This window comes from Thermorhabdus hydrogeniformans (genome assembly GCF_049310025.1).
Classification (GTDB): domain Bacteria; phylum Bacillota; class Thermosediminibacteria; order Thermosediminibacterales; family Tepidanaerobacteraceae; genus JBJYKD01.
Genome location: NZ_JBJYKD010000021.1, coordinates 1 through 18,780, shown reverse-complemented (window position 1 = coordinate 18,780; position 18,780 = coordinate 1). Strand labels below are relative to the sequence as shown.

Annotated in this window: 18 protein-coding genes; 13 read left to right on the top strand and 5 right to left on the bottom strand. The window is 52.5% G+C overall.

Translation table 11 applies throughout. The annotated features are described in order from the left end of the window. Position 1: 1 nt before the first annotated feature. The 3 genes from ACKX14_RS10605 to ACKX14_RS10595 all read right to left on the bottom strand — a co-directional run bounded on the left by ACKX14_RS10605 (position 2) and on the right by ACKX14_RS10595 (position 1,831). Complete coding sequence (locus ACKX14_RS10605; RefSeq protein ID WP_422447412.1) at positions 2-565, bottom strand: HD domain-containing protein; 564 nt, start codon at positions 563-565, stop codon at positions 2-4. A 112-nt stretch (positions 566-677) separates the two neighbouring features. After that, positions 678-950, bottom strand: a complete 273-nt coding sequence (locus ACKX14_RS10600) for a putative Se/S carrier protein (protein ID WP_422447410.1) — start codon at positions 948-950, stop codon at positions 678-680. Between the two features lie 338 nt (positions 951-1,288). After that, positions 1,289-1,831: a spore coat protein gene (locus tag ACKX14_RS10595; RefSeq protein ID WP_422447408.1), complete on the bottom strand. Its 543-nt coding sequence runs from the start codon at positions 1,829-1,831 to the stop codon at positions 1,289-1,291. Between the two features lie 297 nt (positions 1,832-2,128). On the opposite strand from ACKX14_RS10595, the gene ACKX14_RS10590 reads away from it, so the two are divergent. The 11 genes from ACKX14_RS10590 to ACKX14_RS10540 all read left to right on the top strand — a co-directional run bounded on the left by ACKX14_RS10590 (position 2,129) and on the right by ACKX14_RS10540 (position 13,738). Beyond that, positions 2,129-3,310, top strand: coding sequence for a thiolase family protein (locus ACKX14_RS10590; protein ID WP_422447406.1), 1,182 nt, complete (start codon positions 2,129-2,131; stop codon positions 3,308-3,310). Positions 3,311-3,334: 24 nt separating this feature from the next. After that, positions 3,335-4,186 (top strand): 3-hydroxyacyl-CoA dehydrogenase family protein, encoded by an 852-nt coding sequence (locus ACKX14_RS10585; protein ID WP_422447404.1) that lies wholly within the window; start codon positions 3,335-3,337, stop codon positions 4,184-4,186. 91 nt (positions 4,187-4,277) lie between these two features. After that, complete coding sequence (locus tag ACKX14_RS10580) at positions 4,278-5,429, top strand: acyl-CoA dehydrogenase family protein (RefSeq protein WP_422447402.1); 1,152 nt, start codon at positions 4,278-4,280, stop codon at positions 5,427-5,429. Positions 5,430-5,529: 100 nt separating this feature from the next. Then, a complete protein-coding gene (locus ACKX14_RS10575; protein WP_422447400.1) occupies positions 5,530-6,312 on the top strand; it encodes an enoyl-CoA hydratase/isomerase family protein in 783 nt (260 codons plus the stop codon). A 114-nt stretch (positions 6,313-6,426) separates the two neighbouring features. Beyond that, complete coding sequence (locus ACKX14_RS10570) at positions 6,427-7,227, top strand: electron transfer flavoprotein subunit beta/FixA family protein (protein ID WP_422447398.1); 801 nt, start codon at positions 6,427-6,429, stop codon at positions 7,225-7,227. A 147-nt stretch (positions 7,228-7,374) separates the two neighbouring features. Further along, positions 7,375-8,577, top strand: a complete 1,203-nt coding sequence (locus ACKX14_RS10565) for an FAD-binding protein (RefSeq protein WP_422447396.1) — start codon at positions 7,375-7,377, stop codon at positions 8,575-8,577. A 333-nt stretch (positions 8,578-8,910) separates the two neighbouring features. Next, positions 8,911-9,918, top strand: a complete 1,008-nt coding sequence (locus ACKX14_RS10560; RefSeq protein WP_422447394.1) for a proline racemase family protein — start codon at positions 8,911-8,913, stop codon at positions 9,916-9,918. Between the two features lie 160 nt (positions 9,919-10,078). Continuing rightward, positions 10,079-10,750: a deoxyribose-phosphate aldolase gene (gene deoC / locus ACKX14_RS10555; RefSeq protein WP_422447392.1), complete on the top strand. Its 672-nt coding sequence runs from the start codon at positions 10,079-10,081 to the stop codon at positions 10,748-10,750. A gap of 112 nt (positions 10,751-10,862) precedes the next feature. Then, positions 10,863-11,975 (top strand): BMP family lipoprotein, encoded by a 1,113-nt coding sequence (locus tag ACKX14_RS10550; protein ID WP_422447477.1) that lies wholly within the window; start codon positions 10,863-10,865, stop codon positions 11,973-11,975. A gap of 164 nt (positions 11,976-12,139) precedes the next feature. Beyond that, positions 12,140-12,886: an SIR2 family NAD-dependent protein deacylase gene (locus ACKX14_RS10545; RefSeq protein WP_422447390.1), complete on the top strand. Its 747-nt coding sequence runs from the start codon at positions 12,140-12,142 to the stop codon at positions 12,884-12,886. A 297-nt stretch (positions 12,887-13,183) separates the two neighbouring features. Next, complete coding sequence (locus tag ACKX14_RS10540; protein ID WP_422447388.1) at positions 13,184-13,738, top strand: pyruvate kinase alpha/beta domain-containing protein; 555 nt, start codon at positions 13,184-13,186, stop codon at positions 13,736-13,738. A 73-nt stretch (positions 13,739-13,811) separates the two neighbouring features. On the opposite strand, the gene ACKX14_RS10535 is transcribed toward ACKX14_RS10540, so the two are convergent. Both ACKX14_RS10535 and ACKX14_RS10530 read right to left on the bottom strand, forming a co-directional pair. Continuing rightward, entirely contained in the window at positions 13,812-14,435 is a 624-nt protein-coding gene (locus tag ACKX14_RS10535; protein ID WP_422447386.1) for a TlpA family protein disulfide reductase, read from the bottom strand. Positions 14,436-14,556: 121 nt separating this feature from the next. Then, positions 14,557-15,219, bottom strand: a complete 663-nt coding sequence (locus tag ACKX14_RS10530; RefSeq protein WP_422447384.1) for a cytochrome c biogenesis CcdA family protein — start codon at positions 15,217-15,219, stop codon at positions 14,557-14,559. Between the two features lie 356 nt (positions 15,220-15,575). Between ACKX14_RS10530 and ACKX14_RS10525 the strand changes: the two genes are divergently transcribed. Further along, positions 15,576-17,462, top strand: coding sequence for a sigma 54-interacting transcriptional regulator (locus tag ACKX14_RS10525; protein ID WP_422447382.1), 1,887 nt, complete (start codon positions 15,576-15,578; stop codon positions 17,460-17,462). 235 nt (positions 17,463-17,697) lie between these two features. Further along, the gene (locus ACKX14_RS10520; protein ID WP_422447380.1) at positions 17,698-18,606 is read left to right on the top strand and encodes a diaminopimelate dehydrogenase; all 909 of its coding nucleotides are present in this window, start codon (positions 17,698-17,700) and stop codon (positions 18,604-18,606) included. Positions 18,607-18,780: the final 174 nt, after the last annotated feature.

Here is an 18,780-nt window from a genome sequence, read left to right as displayed (position 1 = left end):
TTTACAATCCCAGTACATCGGCGATTTCGGTCATCGCCTTCAGCGAAAGCTCCGCAAACTCCGCGAAGGGGATGCCCAGCAGTTCTATGGACCGCATGGCGTTACGGTCGGCCCCGGCGGCAAACCGCAATTCGTTCATCCTCTTGGTGATGGATTTGACTTTAACGCTGGAGAGCTTCCTGTCCGGGTAAACCAGGGCTATGGCGGTGATAAAGCCGGTTATGGGGTCGGCGGCGTAGAGCGCCCGGTCGAATTTGCTTTTTATTTCTGTGCCGGTGGCCTGGTTGTGAGCCAGTATGGCATGGTACATGTCTTCAGTGCCGAAATTGAGGCTTCTCAATATTTCAATCGCTCTGGGGCCGTGAAGTTCGGGATGTTTCCTGTAGTCCACCAGGTCCGCGTCCAGGTCGTGCAGGAGGCCGGCGATGCTCCACTCCTCGACCCTTTCGGGTTCCAGCCTCCCGGCCAGGGCCTTCATCACCGCCTCCACCGCATAGCTGTGCTTGACGAGATTTTCGGTATGCAGGTGTTGGTGGAGAATTTCCACCGCTTTTTGCCTGTCCATTTTTACCTCCTAAAAATTCAGTTCGGATTGATTTTAATTGGACATTATTATACCACAATTTTTATTTTGTTACAAAAAAAGGATGCCGGAGCGCATCTTTAAAAATTTTACTCTATTTGAGCAGCTCCAGAGGGACCGGTTTTTCCTTTGGAGCTTTATATACGTACAATGCATCATATTGCAGGTCTTTTTCTTTCATTAAAGATATGATGCGTTCCGCATTTGATTCAAAGACCCGTGCGGCCACGCCGCAGCTCGAACTGATTTCGCGGGGCGCGGGGACCAGCCGGAAAGACAGGGAGCTCCCTTTTAATTTTGATTCGAACCTGAGAGCATAATGGACCGACGGGAAAGTCACTATAAAATACGGATAAGCCTCCTGCATAAAAAATCTCCTTCTTCCTTTTCTGACAAGTATATTTTATCACGAATCCGGCCGGGCGGCAATTTAACCCTTGACTGGCCGGACGGAATAACTGAAATTGCTAAGGACCGGTTAAAATTCTGATGCAAAAGTGACATTTTCACACGACGATTATCTGATTTTCAGGGTGACATTTTCTCAAGTTATTGACAAATACAAGAATTAATAAAAATGGCTTCAAAGGAATAAAATTAAAGGGAAGAGAAAAATTCTCTTCCCTTTTTTGCAAAGTTTTGTTCGTTAGCCTTAATGCCGTTTACATTACGATGTGCCCGCTGCACTTTACCGAAACCTGCCGTCTACATCGTGGGCTGGTATATGTTCATCATGGTGTTGGTGGTGTTCTGCTGCATGGTGGGCACCTGGTAGTAACCCCGGCTGTTCATGAACTGCCATATGTCGTAAGCTTGATCGGCGCAATTAACGGCGCCCTGGATGAGCATTTTGCGGAGTTGAGGATTGGCGCATTCAAGTGAAGCCATCATGCGCTTTGAAGCACCGGTTTTGTGGATCGACATAACTGCCGATGCGGCATCTCTGTCGTCAATTTGGGTTGCCGAGGCGTTGGGTGTTGTGGATGACGGGCTTCTGAGACCGTAAGTGGGGGAAAAGTTCATGTTGGCTCTGTAGGGTACGGCTTCATGGTAGCCTTCCTGCTGCAGAGCCCTGACCATGTTGTTGTACTCGTTTGTCATAAATTCCAGCTGCCTGTCAATCATGCTTTTTAACTGCGGGTCTCTGACATGATCCCCGTAAAGCTGGACGGTGTTGATACCTGTGATCGTTTCGGACAGCACCTCGTGCAGTTCCATTACTTCATGAGCACCAAGATTGGCTGCCATAGAGTAAACCTCCTCCTCAAAAAATTTTTTTACAAAAATAATTTACCCCCGGAGAAAAAAAATATTCATAAATAAAACATTCGAAGTGACGGTATATTTTAAACAATGCGCCTGCACCATTCAAAAAACCCGGGCCGGTTCTCGGGTTTAAAAAGTGAACGATGTGTTTAATAAATGAACCAAAAGGCCGTGGAAATGGCCCGTTTTAAAGGTTTTTCCGGTGGTACGGAGTTTGCTTCATATATTTTGCAATTGCATGAAAATAATATAATAGAGTGAATTTCGGGAGGTGGCTTCATGAGGGAAGTGGTAATTGTAAGCGCCGTCAGGACCGCCTGCGGCAAATTCGGGGGGAGCATCTCGAAAAAGACGCCGGTGGAACTGGGCGGCGCCGTGATAGCCGAAGCGGTCAGGAGGGCGGGGATTGAAAAGGAACTGGTGGAAGAGGTGATATTCGGCAATGCGTGGCAGGCGGGTGTGGGGCCGAACCTGGCCAGGCTTGCCGCGGTCAAAGGCGGCCTTCCTGTCAGTATTTCTGCCTTTTCCGTCAACAAGCGTTGCGCCTCGGGGCTTAAAGCCGTCGCCCTGGCGGCACAGGCCATAAGGGCTGGAGACGCGGACGTAATGGTGGCCGGAGGTGCGGAGATGGCAAGCCGCGCTCCCTATCTTCTGCCGGGAGCCCGCTGGGGTTACAGGCTTGGAGCAGGGGAACTGCAGGATCACCTGCACCAGGACGGGTTCATGTGCCCCCTGGCGGGCATGATGATGGGGGCAACGGCGGAAGTGCTGGTGGAAGAATACGGCATAACCCGGAAGGAGCAGGATGAGTACTCATACATGAGCCATAAAAGGGCCGTCGCCGCTATTGATTCGGGAAAATTCAAAAACGAGATACTGCCCGTAAATATCGGCGACGGAAAGAATCCGAACGCCGTGTTTGACACCGAAGAAATCCCGAGGCGCGACATTTCCATGGAAGCCCTGGGGAAACTGCCCCCCGTCTTTAAAGAAAACGGCACCATAACCGCCGGGTCCAGTTCGGCCCTCTGTGACGGGGCCGCCGCGGTGGTGCTGATGGCTGGAGAGAAGGCGAAAGCCCTGGGGATAAAGCCCCTGGCGAGGATCCTTTCCCACGGACAGCGGGGCGTAGACCCCACTCACATGGGGCTCGGGCCCGTTGAGGCGGTGCCCGCAGCGCTCCAAAAAGCCGGCCTGACTCTGGCCGACATCGACCTCATAGAGCTGAATGAAGCCTTTGCAGGCCAGGTGCTGGCGGTGGTAAGGGCGCTGAACCTGGACCTTGATAAGACGAATATATACGGCGGGGCCATTTCGCTGGGCCATCCGATAGGGGCCACGGGGGCAAAACTTCTGACCACACTTATAAATGCATTAAGGCAGGAAGACAAGCACATAGGGATGGTTACCCTATGTGTAGGCGGCGGCCAGGGTGAGGCCATGATAATCGAGAGGCTTTAAATATAAAAATCAGGAGGGGTTTTGATGGAATTCCAAAAAATCATGGTGGTGGGCGCCGGGACCATGGGGCACGGCATAGCCCAGCTCTGCGCCCAGCAGGGGTTTGAGGCAGTGCTCATCGATGTCGAGCAGTCCTTTGTCGACAGAGCCGTCGCCAAAATAAAGGCGGGGCTCGACAGGCGCGTGGAAAAGGGCAGGATGACCGCGGAGGAGGCGGATGCCGTCATGTCCCGGATTACCGGCGGCACGGAGATTGAAGCCTTCGGCGACATTGATTTTGTGGTGGAGGCCGTGGTGGAAGACGTGGAAGTGAAAAAGCAGGTTTTTGCCCGCCTTGACAGGCACTTCGGGCCTGAAGTCATCCTTGCCACCAATACCACCGCCTGCTCCATCAGCGAGATAGCAGGCGGCACCAAAAACAGGGCAAGAGTGGTGGGCATGCATTTCTTTAACCCGCCGGTGATAATGAAGCTGGTGGAGATAATCCCGGGGCTCGACACGGCTCCCGAGACGGTGGAAGCTGCCAGGGCTCTTGCCGAAATGCTGGGCAAGACGCCGGTGGTTACTAAAACAGAGTCGCCTGCCGGCATAGTGAGCCGGGTCCTGGCCGCTCTATTAAACGAGGCTGTCAACGTTTATTCAGAAGGGGTGGCGGACGCCCGGGATATAGATACCGCCATGAAGCTGGGCGCCAACCATCCCATGGGGCCCCTGGAGCTGATCGACATGATAGGGGTGGATATCCACCTGGCCAAGACCGAAACCCTTTACAGAGAGTTCGGTGACCCCCGCTACCGCCCGCCGTATATCCTTAAGAAAATGGTGAGGGCCGGGCACCTGGGGCGCAAGACCGGCAAGGGATTTTACACCTATTAATCCTTTAAGGTTTGACGGGAATCCGGCGGTCCTTGATTATTGACCGGTGTTGCGGGATTTTAATAACTTTATTTATATGGGAGGCGCCGATATGAATTTTGATTTAACAGAAGAACAGGTAATGATAAAAAACATGGTGGCGGAATTTGCCGAAAAGGAAATAGCCCCGGTGGCGGCGGAAAACGACCTTGAGGAGAAGTTCCCCGCCGATATAGTAAAGAAAATGGGAGAGCTGGGGATTTTCGGCACCGTGATACCAGAGGAATACGGCGGGGGAGGGTTTGACTACATAGCCCATGCCATCGTGGCGGAAGAACTGGGGCGGGTGGATTCCTCGGTGCGGGGCATCTACTCCGTGCAGGTATCGCTGGTGGCCCTGACCATTTTGAAATGGGGCACCGGCGAACAGAAAAGAAAATACGTGCCGCGCCTGGCCTCCGGCGAGATACTGGGCTGCTTCGGCCTGACGGAGCCCAACTCCGGCAGCGATGTGGTGAGCATGCAGGCCACCGCGGTGGAAGACGGAGACAGCTTTATTTTAAACGGCAACAAAATGTGGATCACCAACGGCGGGGTGGCCGACCTGGCTATTGTTTTCGCCAAGACCGATAAAAACGCCGGGCACCGCGGTATTACGGCATTCCTGGTCGATACCGGGACACCGGGCTTTTCAAGCAGAGACATTCACCAGAAACTGGGTTTGAGGGCTTCCAATACAGCGGAGCTCATCTTGACCGATGTCAGGGTTCCCAAAGAAAACATCCTTGGAGGGGTGGGCCAGGGCTTCAAGGTGGCCATGAGCGCCCTTGACTTCGGCCGCTATACCGTGGCCGCCGGGTGCGTGGGCCTTGCCCAGGGATGTTACGACGCCGCCAAAAAGTACGCCCTGGAAAGAATCCAGTTCGGAAAGCCTATCGCCGGGCACCAGCTCATACAGGAGATGTTCGCCGACATGATCGTAGACATCGAGGCCGGCCGGCTGCTGGTCTACCGGGTGGGGCATCTCAAGAATAAGGGAGTCCCCAACACCCGGGAGGTGTGCGTGGCCAAACTTTTCTGCAGCGAAATGGCAAACAGGGTGGCCTATAAAGCTCTGCAGGTCTTCGGAGGCTACGGGTTCTCCGGGGAGTTCCCCATTGAGAGGTACTACAGGGACGCCAGGATAAACACCCTTTACGAGGGCACAAGCCAGATACAGAAACTCATAATCGCCGGTAGAGACCTGGGGATATCCGCATTTTAAAAGGGTAAAGGAGGGGCCGGCACCGGTTCTGCCGAACACAGCATCGCCGGTGCCGCTGCGCTGCGGGGATGATATGGAAACAAATTGGGAGGTGTGTCGGGTGGATTATCAGCTTCTCCTGTATAAAGAGGAAGACCGGGCGGCGTATATAACCATCAACCGCCCCGAGGTGAGAAACGCCCTCAGCAACAGGATGGTGGAAGAACTGGAGGATGCGGTTTACCGCATCGAAAAAAACGAGGACCTCAGGGCTGCGGTCGTCACCGGGGCCGGGGACAGGGCTTTTATGTCGGGAGCCGACATAAAGGAGCTCGTGGAAAGGGACGCCATCATCGGGCGAAGGCATACCAGGCAGCGCCAGGAGCTTTTTTCCAGGATCGAGAACCTGAACATCCCGGTTATCGCCGCCGTCAACGGCTACGCCATTGGAGCGGGCCTTGAGCTTTCCCTGGCCTGCACCTTCAGGATAGCCTCCGAAAACGCCGGATTCGCCGCTTCCGAAGTAAAACTCGGGATCATCCCGGGAGCGGGTGGGACCCAGCGGCTGGCGAAGCTTGTGGGCAAGGCGAAGGCCCTTGAAATGATACTCCTGGGAGATATGATTGACGCACAGGAAGCTTTCAGGATCGGGCTGGTAAACAAGGTTGTGCCTCAGGATAAGTTGATGGAAGAAGTAGCCGAATGGGTGAAAAAAATCAAGGCCCTGCCGAAACTGGCCATCCAGTACGCCAAAGAAGCCATAAACCGCGGGGCGAATCTCGGGCTTGACCAGGGGCTGGCGCATGAGTCTTACCTTTTCGCTCTGGCCTGCACCACCCATGACAAAAAAGAGGGTGTGGCGGCTTTCCTGGAGAAACGGCCTCCGAACTTCACCGGCAGATGATTTACGGCTTTCGACACGCCTGACGGCAAGTTAACCGCAGATTGCCTGCGGCGGCAAAGCCAACCGGGGTTTTCGGCCGCCGCAGTTTCATGGACTTTAAAGGGGGAATTTTACTTGAGAATAGTGGTATGCATAAAGCAGGTTCCCAGCACCGAAGCCAGAGTGCAGATGGACCCCGTCAGGGGAACCCTTATCCGCGAAGGAGTGGAATCCGTTGTAAATCCCTTTGACGAGTACGCCATAGAAGAAGGCATAAGGCTAAAAGAAAGATACGGCGGAGAAGTAATTGCCATTTCCATGGGACCGCTCCAGGCGAGAGACGCCCTTAAAACCGCCATTTCCATGGGGGCCGACAGGGCGGTGCTTTTAAGCGACAGGGCCTTTGCGGGGGCCGACACCCTGGCCACCGCGTACACCCTTTCACTCGGCATCAGGAAACTTGGCGGCGCAGACCTCGTTATATGCGGCAAGCAGGCCACCGACGGCGACACCGCCCAGGTGGGGCCGGGCCTCGCCCAGCGGTTGAATTTTAGGCAGCTTACCTGTGTGTCAAAGATACGTGAGATAGATTTGGACCGGAAAAGGATAGTGGCGGAGCGCCTCCTGGACAGCGGCACCCAGGTGGTGTCCGCATATTTGCCGGCCCTCATTACCGTGGTGAAGGACATCAACCGGCCGCGCATACCCAACATCTTTTCCATCAAAAGGGCCAGCCGGGCCGAAATTCCCGTATGGGGTGCGGCGGACCTCGGGGGCGACCCGGGGGAATTCGGATTTGACGGCTCCCCCACTCAGGTCCTATGCATATTCACCCCGCCGCCCCGGCGAGGCGGTCAGATAATAAAAGGCGAGGTGTCCGAGGCGGTGGCAAAGCTGCTGGAAGCCCTGTCGGATGGGCATGTGATAAATCTGTAGACCGATGGCGGTTTTTGCCCTTAGCACTCTTGTTCCACCGAAAAATCCAACTTCGAAATCCAACTTCAAATCAGAAACGGTTCTGCCGTGCGCTTTGAACAGGGCTCTATCGGTCCGGTCATGATCGGTATAGAAGGAGGTTCGGAAATGGCGCTTAAGGTAATTAAAGAAAGCTGCACCGGGTGCGGCCTTTGCATGGATGTATGCGCCTACGGCGGCATAAAAGTCGACCACGAAGTAGCCGAAGTCACCGATAGCTGCATCCTCTGCGGCCGGTGCGTGGACGTATGCCCGGTGGGCGCCCTTCTGCTGGAAGATAAAAAGCCCACAGGCGGCGATATATCGGAATATAAAGGCGTCATGGTGTTTATTGAGCACGAATCCGGCAGGATACACCCCGTTTCCTTTGAACTCCTGGGCAAAGGCCGTGAGATCTCCGGCGAACTGGGAGCCGGCCTTTCCTGCATGATAATAGGCTCCGAAGGAGATAAAATGGCAAAGGAAGCGGCCCGCTACGATGTGGACGCCATTTACGTGGTGAACGCATCCTGGCTCAAAAACTATCAGACCAATACATATGTAATGGAAGCACAAAACATAATCAATACGTACAAGCCCGAGATAGTGCTCATAGGGGCCACGACCCTGGGCAGGGATTTCGCCGGGGCCCTGGCCGCAAGGCTCAGGACCGGCCTTACCGCCGACTGCACCGAGCTTTCGGTAGACAGGGAAAAAGGCCTGCTTCTCCAGACCCGCCCGGCTTTCGGGGGCAACATCATGGCCACCATTTGCTGCCCCCACCGAAGACCCCAGATGGCCACGGTAAGGCCCAAGGTCATGCCCATGCCGGAGGAGAAACCGAATCCACATGTAAAAATAATCCAGCTGCGGCCCGTATCGGGTCCGCAGGATTTGTTACTGGACATCCTGGAGTTCATCCCAGATAACGCCGGCACGGTAAACCTGGCCGACGCCGACATCATCGTATCCGGCGGCAGGGGCATGAAGGGGCCGGAAAACTTCGCCATGCTCTTTGAACTGGCGGAGCTCCTGGGCGGCGCCGTAGGGGCCTCCAGGGCCGCCGTTGACAGCGGGTGGATGCCCTACGCCCACCAGGTGGGTCAGACGGGCCGCACCGTGAGGCCCAAACTCTACATCGCCTGCGGCATTTCCGGCGCCATCCAGCACCTGGCGGGCATGCAGACTTCCGAGATCATCGTGGCCGTAAATAAAGATCCGGACGCACCCATATTCAAAGTAGCCACCTACGGCATTGTCGGGGATGTGTTCCAGGTGGTGCCGGAAATGATAAGGCAGATAAAAGAAAAAAAGCGGCAGATGTCTTTGTAAACGTCACACATTTTAAAATTGATAATTTTTTGTTTGTTTCCTCTGGGATGGCATTTAGCGGGTTCACGACCTTGATTTTTATGGATAAGTGCCGCAACTCCGTTTTCCTTCACTCCTTTTCTCAGGTACCTGTCGTGCACACAGGTCTGAAACCTCCTGTTGCTGGCGGCTTTCCTTTTACTTCCACCTGTGATATAATAGACGTGGTAAAATTAACAGATAATTACCGGGAACGGCTGGAGGAACTGTTAATGATAGATAAACGGCGGTTATGGAACGGATTGGCCTGATTCAATACATGTGAGCCGGTAAAATTTAATAGGAGTGGATACAATGAACGTTTCCCGTTCGATTATAGCCGTGGATTCTCACACCATGGGCGAACCCACAAGGGTGGTTATAGGAGGGATACCCCGGATACCGGGCAACAGCATGCCCGAAAAAAAGGAATACCTGGAAAAACATATGGACCACATCCGAAGGGCTTTGATGCTGGAGCCCAGGGGCCACGACGACATGTTCGGTTCCATAATAACCGCCCCCACCAGACCCGAGGCCCATCTCGGGATTATATTCATGGACACCGGGGGCTACCTCAACATGTGCGGCCACGGCACCATCGGGGCGGCCACGGTGGCGGTGGAGATGGGGATGGTTGAGGTCAGGGAGCCGGAAACGGAAGTGGTGCTGGAAACCCCGGCCGGCCTGGTAAAGGCCAGAGTCAGGGTGGAAAAAGGCAGGGCGACAGGCGTTACTTTTCAAAACGTGCCAGCGTTTTTATTTAAAAAAGATGTAGAAGTTGAAATCCCACCTTACGGCACCGTCAAAATTGACATAGCCTTCGGCGGCAGCTTTTTCGCCATAGTTAAGGCAAAAGATCTGGGGATAGAGGTGAAAAAGGAAAACATATACAAATTGATAGATATGGGATTGAAAGTCCGCGAAGAGGCCAATAAAAAGGTGCGGGTTTACCATCCGGAAAAGCCGCACATAAAGACCGTGGACCTGGCGGAAATATCCGACTGTCCCACCCACCCCCGCGCCCATGCCAAAAATGTGGTCATCTTCGGCGAAAAATCCGTCGACCGTTCCCCGTGCGGCACGGGCACCTGTGCCAAAATGGCCGACCTTTATTTCAGAGGCGAACTCGGTTTAAATCAAGACTTCATCCACGAAAGCATCCTCGGCACCCTGTTCACCGGGCGCCTGGTGGGTCGGACAAAAGTGGGGGAATTCGAAGCGGTCATCCCGGAAATCACCGGCCGGGCCTTCATCACCGGGGTAAACCACTACATGCTCGATGAAGAAGACCCGCTGAAATACGGATTTTCTCTGAGGTAAAAATATTTAGATAAGCAAGAGCGAATAATGGCCTCCGTGAAAAAATCATGGGGGTCTTTTTTGTGAATAAAAAATTGGAATTTAAAAGGATTTTATCATGCGGTGTAGAATTATCTATATGGAAAATTTAATGAAAATTTACAATCGAGGTGATAGTCGGATGCTTTCCAGGGAACAGATAGCAAAATACATAGATCACACGCTTCTAAAACCCGTAGCCACCTTTGAGGATATAGAAAAACTCTGCAGTGAAGCGGTGGAGTACGGTTTTTATTCGGTATGCGTCAACTCGTGCTATGTAAAATATGCGGTTTCCAAACTGCAGGGGACCGATGTAAAGGTGGCCGCCACCGTGGGCTTTCCCCTGGGGGCATCGGCCGGTGAGACCAAAGCCTTTGAAGCGGCCGGGGCGATAAAAGACGGGGCCGTGGAAGTGGACATGGTCATAAACGTGGGATTTCTCAAAAGCGGGGATTACTATGCCGTAACCCGGGACATAGAAAGCGTGGTGAAGGCGGTAAAAGAAATCAACCCCGATGCAAAGGTAAAGGCGATCCTGGAAATGGGATACCTCACTCCCGGCGAAAAGGTGACCGCCTGCAAGCTTGCAAAAGACGCCGGGGCCGATTTTGTAAAGACCTCTACCGGTTTTGGCGGCGGCGGAGCCACCGTGGAAGATATAAAGCTCATGAAGAAAATGGTGGGGGATTCCATGGGGATCAAGGCCTCGGGAGGGATAAGGGACCTTGCGACTCTGCTTGCCATGCTCGACGCCGGAGCCACAAGAATAGGCACCAGTTCGGGCGTGGCTATTATGCAGGAGGTAAAATAGTTCTCGCATATTTTTATGATTACGGTTTAAGGGGGGTGTTGGCAAAAATAATTGAAATTGCCTCATAAATATATAACTTAAAATTTTTAGGGGGGAGACTGTCGTGTCAAATATGAGAAAGCTCTTTACGATTTTTCTGATTGTATTTTTGGTGGGTTCGGCACTGGCGGGATGCGGCCGGCAGGCCGCCGAACAGAATCAGGAGGGGCAAAAGGCCCAGGAGCAGTCTCAGTCCGCTCCGGAGGAGAATAAGGTTAAAGTGGGCCTTGTATTTGATGTGGGCGGCCGCGGGGACCTGTCTTTCAACGACAGCGCTTACGCCGGGCTGGAAAGGGCCCAGAAGGAATTTGGAGATAAAATAGAAGTAAAATACCTGGAGCCCTCGGCCGGCGGCGAGAACCGCGAACAGCTCATGAGACTGCTGGCCGAAGACGGATATAACCTGATTTTCGGCGTCGGATTCATGTTCACCGACCATATTAAGAAACTCTCCCGGGAATTCCCGGATGTAAAATTCGGCTTGATAGACGGCTACATCGAAGATCTGGACGAAAACTCCAACGTTTCCTGCCTGCTGTTTAAAGAACAGGAAGGTTCTTTCCTGGTAGGCGCCGCCGCGGCTATGAAATCAAAGACCGGCAAAGTGGGGTTTGTGGGCGGCATGAAGACACCCCTCATCGAAAGGTTTGAGGTCGGGTATCTGGCCGGAGCAAAATACGTTAACCCCAAAATAGAAACCGTATCCGACTATATCGGCACCACCGGCGACGCCTTTAAAGACCCGGTCAAGGGCAAAGAACTGGCCTTAAAGCAGATTAAAGCAGGAGCCGATGTGGTGTATCACGCTTCCGGCGCTTCGGGCATCGGAGTCATTGAAGCCGCGGCCGAGGAAAAGAAACTGGCCATAGGGGTCGACTCCGACCAGTCCCTGACCGCCAAAGAAGAGCAGAGGCCGTATATACTCACCAGCATGGTAAAGAGCGTGGACACTGCCGTCTTTGACACCATAAAGGCGTATATGGACGGTAATTTTAAGGGCGGTCCCAGTATTTTCGGCCTGGCAGAAGACGGTGTGGGCTACGCCGTGAACGACTACAACAAAGCCCTGATTTCCGACATACAGCCCAGGCTTGACGAACTGAAGGAAAAAATCATAAAAGGGGAAATCAAGGTACCGGTGGACACAAAAGAATACGGAGAATTCCTGCAGACCCTGGGCAAATGATAATGAGGGGTGACACGAGTCACCCCCGTTTTATACGCAGGGCACACATCGCCGCCCGAATGCGGGAAGACCCAACGGAGACGGTTTTTACCGCCTCATGATCGCGGGTAGGCGGCGGACTCTTGCGACAGGCATTATACCTCTGCATCGGGAGGGGTGAAAGCGTGGATTTTTTAAGGGAAATGGCGCTCAAAACGGCCGATCTCATAAAAAGATCAGGCAAAACCCTCGCACTTACCGGCGCCGGCATCAGCACCGAAAGCGGGATTCCGGACTATAGAAGCAAAGGCACCGGGTTGTGGGAAAAATATGACCCAATGGCAAAGGTCAGCCTTTCGGCATTAATTTCCGATCCGGTAGAATTTTATAATTTTAACCTGCCCCGGTGGATTAAATACGCGAATGCCGAGCCGAATACCGCTCACCGGGTTCTTGCAAAGATGGAAGAAAAGAACTTTATCCGTGGAGTTATAACCCAGAATATAGACGGGCTTCACATTAAAGCTGGTTCCAGAAACGTATGGGAAGTTCACGGCCACCTTCGCACGTGCCGCTGTATGGGTTGCAATCATAAATATGATTTTTCCGAAGCTGTCCGGCAGTTTGAAGACGGCATAGTTCCCCCAAAATGCAAAACATGCGGCGGAATACTCAGGCCGGATGTGGTGCTGTTCGAAGACCCCATGAGCAGCGACTATTACAGGGCACGGGAGGCTTTGGACGGCTGCGAACTCTTACTGGTGGTGGGAAGCAGCCTGCAAGTCTACCCGGTGGCGGACCTGCCCTATCTTGCAAAAGAACTGGTAATAATCAACAAAGAACCGACCCCCTTTGATAGCCGGGCCGCCGTAACAGCTCACTGCAAAGCAGGCGAATTTTTTGAAGAGCTGGCGTCGATTTTGAAGATATAATAACTAAGAAGATATAATATAATTAAGGTGATAAAAGATTACCTCTTCTGACCTTACCCCGATGTTGCGCTTGGGGGGCCAGTACGGTAAGGAAATTTCTCTGCCCTGAAGATTATTCTGATTTCAGGGCAGGCGGAAAGACCGTTAAGGCGAGAGCTCCCGTTTCTTGGGACGGGGGCTATGGCTGTCTCAAATACCGCCTGTTGGGGTCTGGGACAGCCTGAAAGGCGGAATACAAATACCCCAGCTCCAAACTGGTGCATTTTTGCACGGTTTGGATAACCAGGTTTGAGACAAATGTACTGGGATAAGCCGGGAAAACAAAACACACAAAATACGCTGGAAGTGGTTAAAAAGGCTGTGGAGGAACGGGGGATAAAACATGTGGTGGTGGCTTCCTCCGGAGGATATACCGCAAGAATGTTCAAGGATGCGGGCATGAAAGCCAATCTTGTTGTGGTGACCCATGCCAGCGGCTACCCGGGCCCCGGCCTGCAGGAATTTCCCGATGACCTGAGACAGGAACTGCTGTCCTCAGGGGTGAAGGTGCTCACCACCACCCACGTCCTCTCCGGCGCCGAGAGGGGCATGAGCCGCAAATTCGGCGGGGTCTACCCCGTGGAGATCATGGCAAACACCCTGAGGATGTTCGGCCAGGGGGTCAAAGTGTGTGTGGAAGTGGCCACCATGGCCCTTGACGCCGGACTCATACCCTACGGCGAAGACGTGGTCGCGGTGGGAGGCAGCGGCGAAGGAGCCGATACGGCCGTCATCATCCGCCCGTCTCACGCCGCGAGCATATTCGACACCTGGATTTCGGAAATCCTGTGCAAGCCAAAAGGAAAAGATTAGATACTGCGAGCGGTCGCTCGCTTTTTTTATTAAATGCCGCCCGTGGATATGACCCATATCCCTACAAAGCCGGTCAGGAAGGGACCCGGGGCTTCCCTGATGACCGGGATTCAATCAGGGATTCCAGGTCCTTTTTTGTGACGGGGCCTTCTACCCGGGCTCTGACAATGCCGTCATTTCCGACGATTATGGTGGTGGGGACGCCCCTTATAAGGTAATCCCTCAGTGTCCGGGCCTTTTCGTCTTTGAGTACGGTAAAGGTGTAGCCCTTATTCTTGATATATGTCGTAAGTTTGCGCTGGTCCCTGTCAAGATTGACCATCAATACCTCCACTTCCTCCGGTTTCGAAGAGTAAAAGGCCTCGAATTCAGGCATTTCGGCAAGGCAGTATGGGCAGTCCAGAGACCAGAAGTTTACCACCACCGTTTTGCCGCAAAGGCTCGAGAGCTTCACCTTATTTCCGGAAAGGTCCTCCAGCTCGAAATCCGGAGCCCTGTAGCCTTCAAAAGGTTTTTCTACGGCGGCGCCTTCACCGCCCGGACCGTCACCTGCGGCGCTTTCGGGCGTGCCCCGGGGCGGACCGCCTTCCGGGACCGCCTTTTTGTCTGGATTCCCGCATCCGGCCAAAGCGGCGGACACTGCTATGGCAAATATCAGGAAAAAAATCAGGCTCCCGGGAAGTTTTGGCTTTTTCATAATAATCCACAAACCTCCTTTTGCAATCCTTAAACTTGCGGATTAAATTTCCCGTTCAACATTCAGCCCATATATAAGTCGTTAAATGATATAAATTATGATTTTCTTTCATTATGTATAATTACAGACGGTTGAAAAACAACAAAACCCCCATCAGTATCAACAGCGCTCCCGCAGCCTTTTGCAAAAAAGGTAAATATCCTTTTACTGCTTTCAAAAGCCCCGAAGCCCTGTCGGCTGCAGCTGCCAGCGCCATAAAGGGCAGGGCGAAACCCAGAGAAAAAGCCGTGAGCAGCCACAGACCGGCCCTAAAGCTCTGGGCGCTGCCAGCCATAATAAGCACCGATGAGAGCACCGGCCCGATGCAGGGTGTCCAGCCCAGAGAAAAGGCCCCTCCCAGTAAAAGCGCGGCCGGCGGCGTGATCTTCGAAAAGTGAAGCTCCCTTCTCATTTCTTTCAGGAGGAAGGGCAGTTTAAAGGCCCCGGCCAGAAACAGGCCCAACAAAATGACGAACGCCCCGGATATCTTCAGCATAAAAAGCCGGTTCACCAGCAGGTAGCGGCCTGCCGCAGTGGCGGAAAGCCCCAGCAGAATGAATACGATGGAAAAACCAAGAATGAAAAAAAACGTATTTAGAAGAAAAACACCCCTCCCGGCCTGCCGCGGCGCACTGCCCGCCAGCACCGAAAAATACACCGGCAGCAGCGGCACCGCGCACGGAGAAATAAACGCCAGAACCCCCGCCAGGAAAGCCACACCCGGTCCTATCCTGTTCAGATCCATCCCGACACCTCCTTTAGGCACAATAATGTATATGGTATTTAAATTATATCATAATTTTGTAATATATAAATTTATCCATAGCCTTACTTAAAAATTTTTTATATACAGTGACTTAAAAGAAAAATTTGGAATCACACTATTTTATCTATATGGTGTCGTGACATAACTTAAAACCACATATTGGATTTGATGTGAATTTGTATGCAGGAAATTAAAAGAGAAATGTAGAATTTTTAAAAAACGGATGTCCGACCCAAAAATTAAACATGATTTAAACGCCGGATTATTCCTGCGGTATTAAGTTGGAAATGGTGAAGTTGTCCGCATGTTAATCCTATTAAAAGGGTGTGAAAAATATGATATACCAATCCGCCGTTATCGAACTTATAGATGAGGGGATTATAGTCATCGATTCCTGCGGGTATATAAAGATATACAACAGGATGGCCAGGGACATCTTCGGAATTAATCCCGAGGACGGTCTCGGCCACCGGGAAGGCCGGGTCGAAGAAGGGGATATTGTTTGTATAGCGGACAACTTGCTGGGCGCTGACGACGGAGGCATGGGCCCCGGGGATTTAGCGCTGATCGGAGTTGACCCCGGCGGGGTCAAAAAGGGAGACGCCGTCGTGGCCATCGGGGTGAAAGGGGCAAAAATAGGCAGCGGTGTTTGCGCTAGGCTTGACGGGAAAGACTACCGCAGTAAGCTCTCGGTAGAAACTTCCCTGAACGGTATCAGGCTGGAAGCCCGGATAGATTTTGATTTAAAGCGGTTGAGGATAAAGGTGAATGACCGGAGCTTCGACTATATTTACAGATGGGCCGCCGGGCATATGGTGGTCATAGGTGGGGAAAGCCTTGAGGTGAAGTTCTACCAGACCAGGGGCTATACCGCCCGCAACGAGGAACTCAAGACTGTGCTGGAAGGGGGACTTTTCCGGGGAAAAGGAAGGTATGGCAGGAGTTTTCAGGTGGTGGACAGGCATATAAGCGAATTGCACCCGGACTCGGACATAATAAGACAGCTCATGGCCGTGGCGAGAGGCGAAGGCAGGGCGGTAAGGGGGCTGGAGTCTATGATAAACGGTATCCCTGTCCGATGTACCATAGAACCGCTGGTGGAAGACGGTGTGAGGGTGGGGGCCTTTCTGAAGGTCGCTGACATCACGGAACTTAAGGCACTCCAGATGGAGAGGGAAAAGGCCATGATGTCGCTGGAAAACCTGGAAAACAGGTTAAAAGCTGAGCAGATCCAGAAAGAGGCCTTTAAGCATATAATAGGCGACAGCCATAAGATTCGTGTGGTGGTGGAAATGGCCAAAAGGGCCGCTGAAACCAGCTCCACAGTGCTTTTAATAGGAGAGAGCGGCACGGGAAAGGGCCTTTTTGCCGAGGCCATTCACAGGGCCGGGGCCAGGCGCGACGGCCCCTTCGTATACATGAACTGCGCGTCCATACCCGAGACGCTGCTGGAGAGTGAACTGTTTGGTCACGAAAAAGGAGCTTTCACCGGTGCGGTAACTGAAAAGCAGGGCAAATTTGAGATGGCAAGCGGCGGGACCATTTTCCTTGACGAGATAGGCGAACTGCCAATACCGCTCCAGGCAAAGCTGCTTCATGTTCTGCAGAACAGGACCTTCACAAGAGTCGGAGGTATAAAGCCCATTCACGTGGACATAAGAATTATAGCCGCCTCAAACCGGGACCTCCGTGATTCTGTTTTAAGGGGAGCTTTCAGAGAAGACCTCTTTTACAGGCTGAATGTTATTTGCATTGCGCTGCCGCCATTGAGAGAACATAAAGAGGACATATACCCGCTGGTGAATTACCTGCTCCCCAAAATAGCCGAAAAGACCGGCAGGGGATTAAAAGAGGTATCCGGAGAGGTGATGAAGATTTTTCTGGACTACCGGTGGCCGGGCAATATCCGTGAACTCGAAAACGTGCTTGAAAGAGCCGTTATAATGGCCGATGGGAACGTAATTTTACCCGCCCACTTGCCGGAGTATGTGCTGGAGGATGTAAAAAAAGGCCGCAGCGGCGGTGAACTGGTGGATATAAAAAATGTCGGTCCCATAAAAAACATATTAAAAGAAGCCGAAGCCAAGGCTCTGGAAAAGGCCCTGGAAGTGTGCGGCGGCAGCAGGAAAAAGGCCATGGAATTGCTGGGCATGGGCAAGACCAGCTTTTACAAAAAGCTTAAGGTTGCCGGTAAGTTCGCAAAAGTGAACCAGGAGTTCTAAAATAAGAACTCCTTTTTTTAATTTAGTCAGCACTATACGGCGGATTCGAGACCCATATGCGGTTCGCAAAAGTGAACTTCTGCTTTATGTGATAAATTTAGATGTCTCTATTTTCCCGAGTTCCGCCGGAACAGCGCTGGCATTAATCTTGCTTGTCTTAATTGCATATAAATTGATTTAAAGAGGTTATTTTAAAAAACATGTAGACTATACGGTAGTTTAAGGAGGAAGAAAATTGCAGAGAGCAAGGATAGCCGTGGTGGGCTTCGGGAACGTAAGCAGGGCCGCAGTGGCCGCCGTTGAGGAAAGCCCCGATATGGAAGTGGCGGGGATAGTGCTGCGCACTCCGGAAAAAGTTCCCGGAGTGCAAAAAGAAATGGGAGACATACCCGTGGTTACCGATGTGAAAGAGCTGGGAAAGGTGGATGTGGCCATTCTGGGCGTACCCAGCCGCGCCGTGCCGCAAGTGGCGCCGGGGTATCTGAAGATGGGGATAAACACTGTAGACAGCTTTGACATCCACGGGGAAGCCGTGATGGAGTTGCGAAAGGACCTGGATAAAATAGCGAAAGCACACAATTGTGTGGCGGTGATTTCCGCCGGCTGGGACCCGGGAACCGATTCGGTGATAAGGGCGGTAATGGAAATGATAGCGCCCAAAGGGATAACCTATACCAACTTCGGGCCAGGTATGAGCATGGGCCACACCGTGGCGGTGAAAGCCGTGGAAGGCGTGGAGGATGCCCTTTCCGTGACCATCCCCGAGGGGACCGGCCTTCACAAAAGGCTGGTGTACGTCAAAATAAAAGAAGGATATGATTTTGAAAAAGTGGCGGCGGCCATAAAACTCGATCCATACTTTGCCCATGACGAACCCCACATATACAAAGTGGACAATGTGGAAAGCCTTATAGATGTGGGCCACGGCGTCCACATGGAAAGGAAGGGGGTCTCGGGCAAAACCCATAACCAGCGGATGGAGTTTATAATGTCTGTGACAAACCCGGCGGCCACGGCTCAGGTCATGGTTTCCGCCGCCAGGGCAAGCCTCAAACAACAACCCGGGTGCTACACCCTGCTTGAAATACCGCCAATTGACTTTGTATATGGCTGCAGGGAGAAATTACTGCTAAGGCTGGTTTAAGTCAACAGAGAAACTGCCGCTTTAATTTATCTGTGATATACTAAAAAATAATTTACATTTACTGTTATTCGTCTGTGATATTGTCAGGGTGAAATTCTTCTGTAAAAATGTCAGTATGAGTAGGGAGAGAGTAACCTTGTCACAGACGGAACTTAAAAGGGTATTAGTGTTGCA

Excerpts from the sequence above, each read along its gene's own strand:
- ACKX14_RS10605 (WP_422447412.1), bottom strand. The coding sequence starts at position 565 with ATGGACAGGCAAAAAGCGGTGGAAATTCTCCACCAACACCTGCATACC.
- ACKX14_RS10600 (WP_422447410.1), bottom strand. The coding sequence starts at position 950 with ATGCAGGAGGCTTATCCGTATTTTATAGTGACTTTCCCGTCGGTCCAT.
- ACKX14_RS10595 (WP_422447408.1), bottom strand. The coding sequence starts at position 1,831 with ATGGCAGCCAATCTTGGTGCTCATGAAGTAATGGAACTGCACGAGGTG.
- ACKX14_RS10590 (WP_422447406.1), top strand. The coding sequence starts at position 2,129 with ATGAGGGAAGTGGTAATTGTAAGCGCCGTCAGGACCGCCTGCGGCAAA.
- ACKX14_RS10585 (WP_422447404.1), top strand. The coding sequence starts at position 3,335 with ATGGAATTCCAAAAAATCATGGTGGTGGGCGCCGGGACCATGGGGCAC.
- ACKX14_RS10580 (WP_422447402.1), top strand. The coding sequence starts at position 4,278 with ATGAATTTTGATTTAACAGAAGAACAGGTAATGATAAAAAACATGGTG.
- ACKX14_RS10565 (WP_422447396.1), top strand. The coding sequence starts at position 7,375 with ATGGCGCTTAAGGTAATTAAAGAAAGCTGCACCGGGTGCGGCCTTTGC.
- ACKX14_RS10560 (WP_422447394.1), top strand. The coding sequence starts at position 8,911 with ATGAACGTTTCCCGTTCGATTATAGCCGTGGATTCTCACACCATGGGC.
- deoC (WP_422447392.1), top strand. The coding sequence starts at position 10,079 with ATGCTTTCCAGGGAACAGATAGCAAAATACATAGATCACACGCTTCTA.
- ACKX14_RS10550 (WP_422447477.1), top strand. The coding sequence starts at position 10,863 with ATGAGAAAGCTCTTTACGATTTTTCTGATTGTATTTTTGGTGGGTTCG.
- ACKX14_RS10540 (WP_422447388.1), top strand. The coding sequence starts at position 13,184 with ATGTACTGGGATAAGCCGGGAAAACAAAACACACAAAATACGCTGGAA.
- ACKX14_RS10535 (WP_422447386.1), bottom strand. The coding sequence starts at position 14,435 with ATGAAAAAGCCAAAACTTCCCGGGAGCCTGATTTTTTTCCTGATATTT.
- ACKX14_RS10530 (WP_422447384.1), bottom strand. The coding sequence starts at position 15,219 with ATGGATCTGAACAGGATAGGACCGGGTGTGGCTTTCCTGGCGGGGGTT.
- ACKX14_RS10525 (WP_422447382.1), top strand. The coding sequence starts at position 15,576 with ATGATATACCAATCCGCCGTTATCGAACTTATAGATGAGGGGATTATA.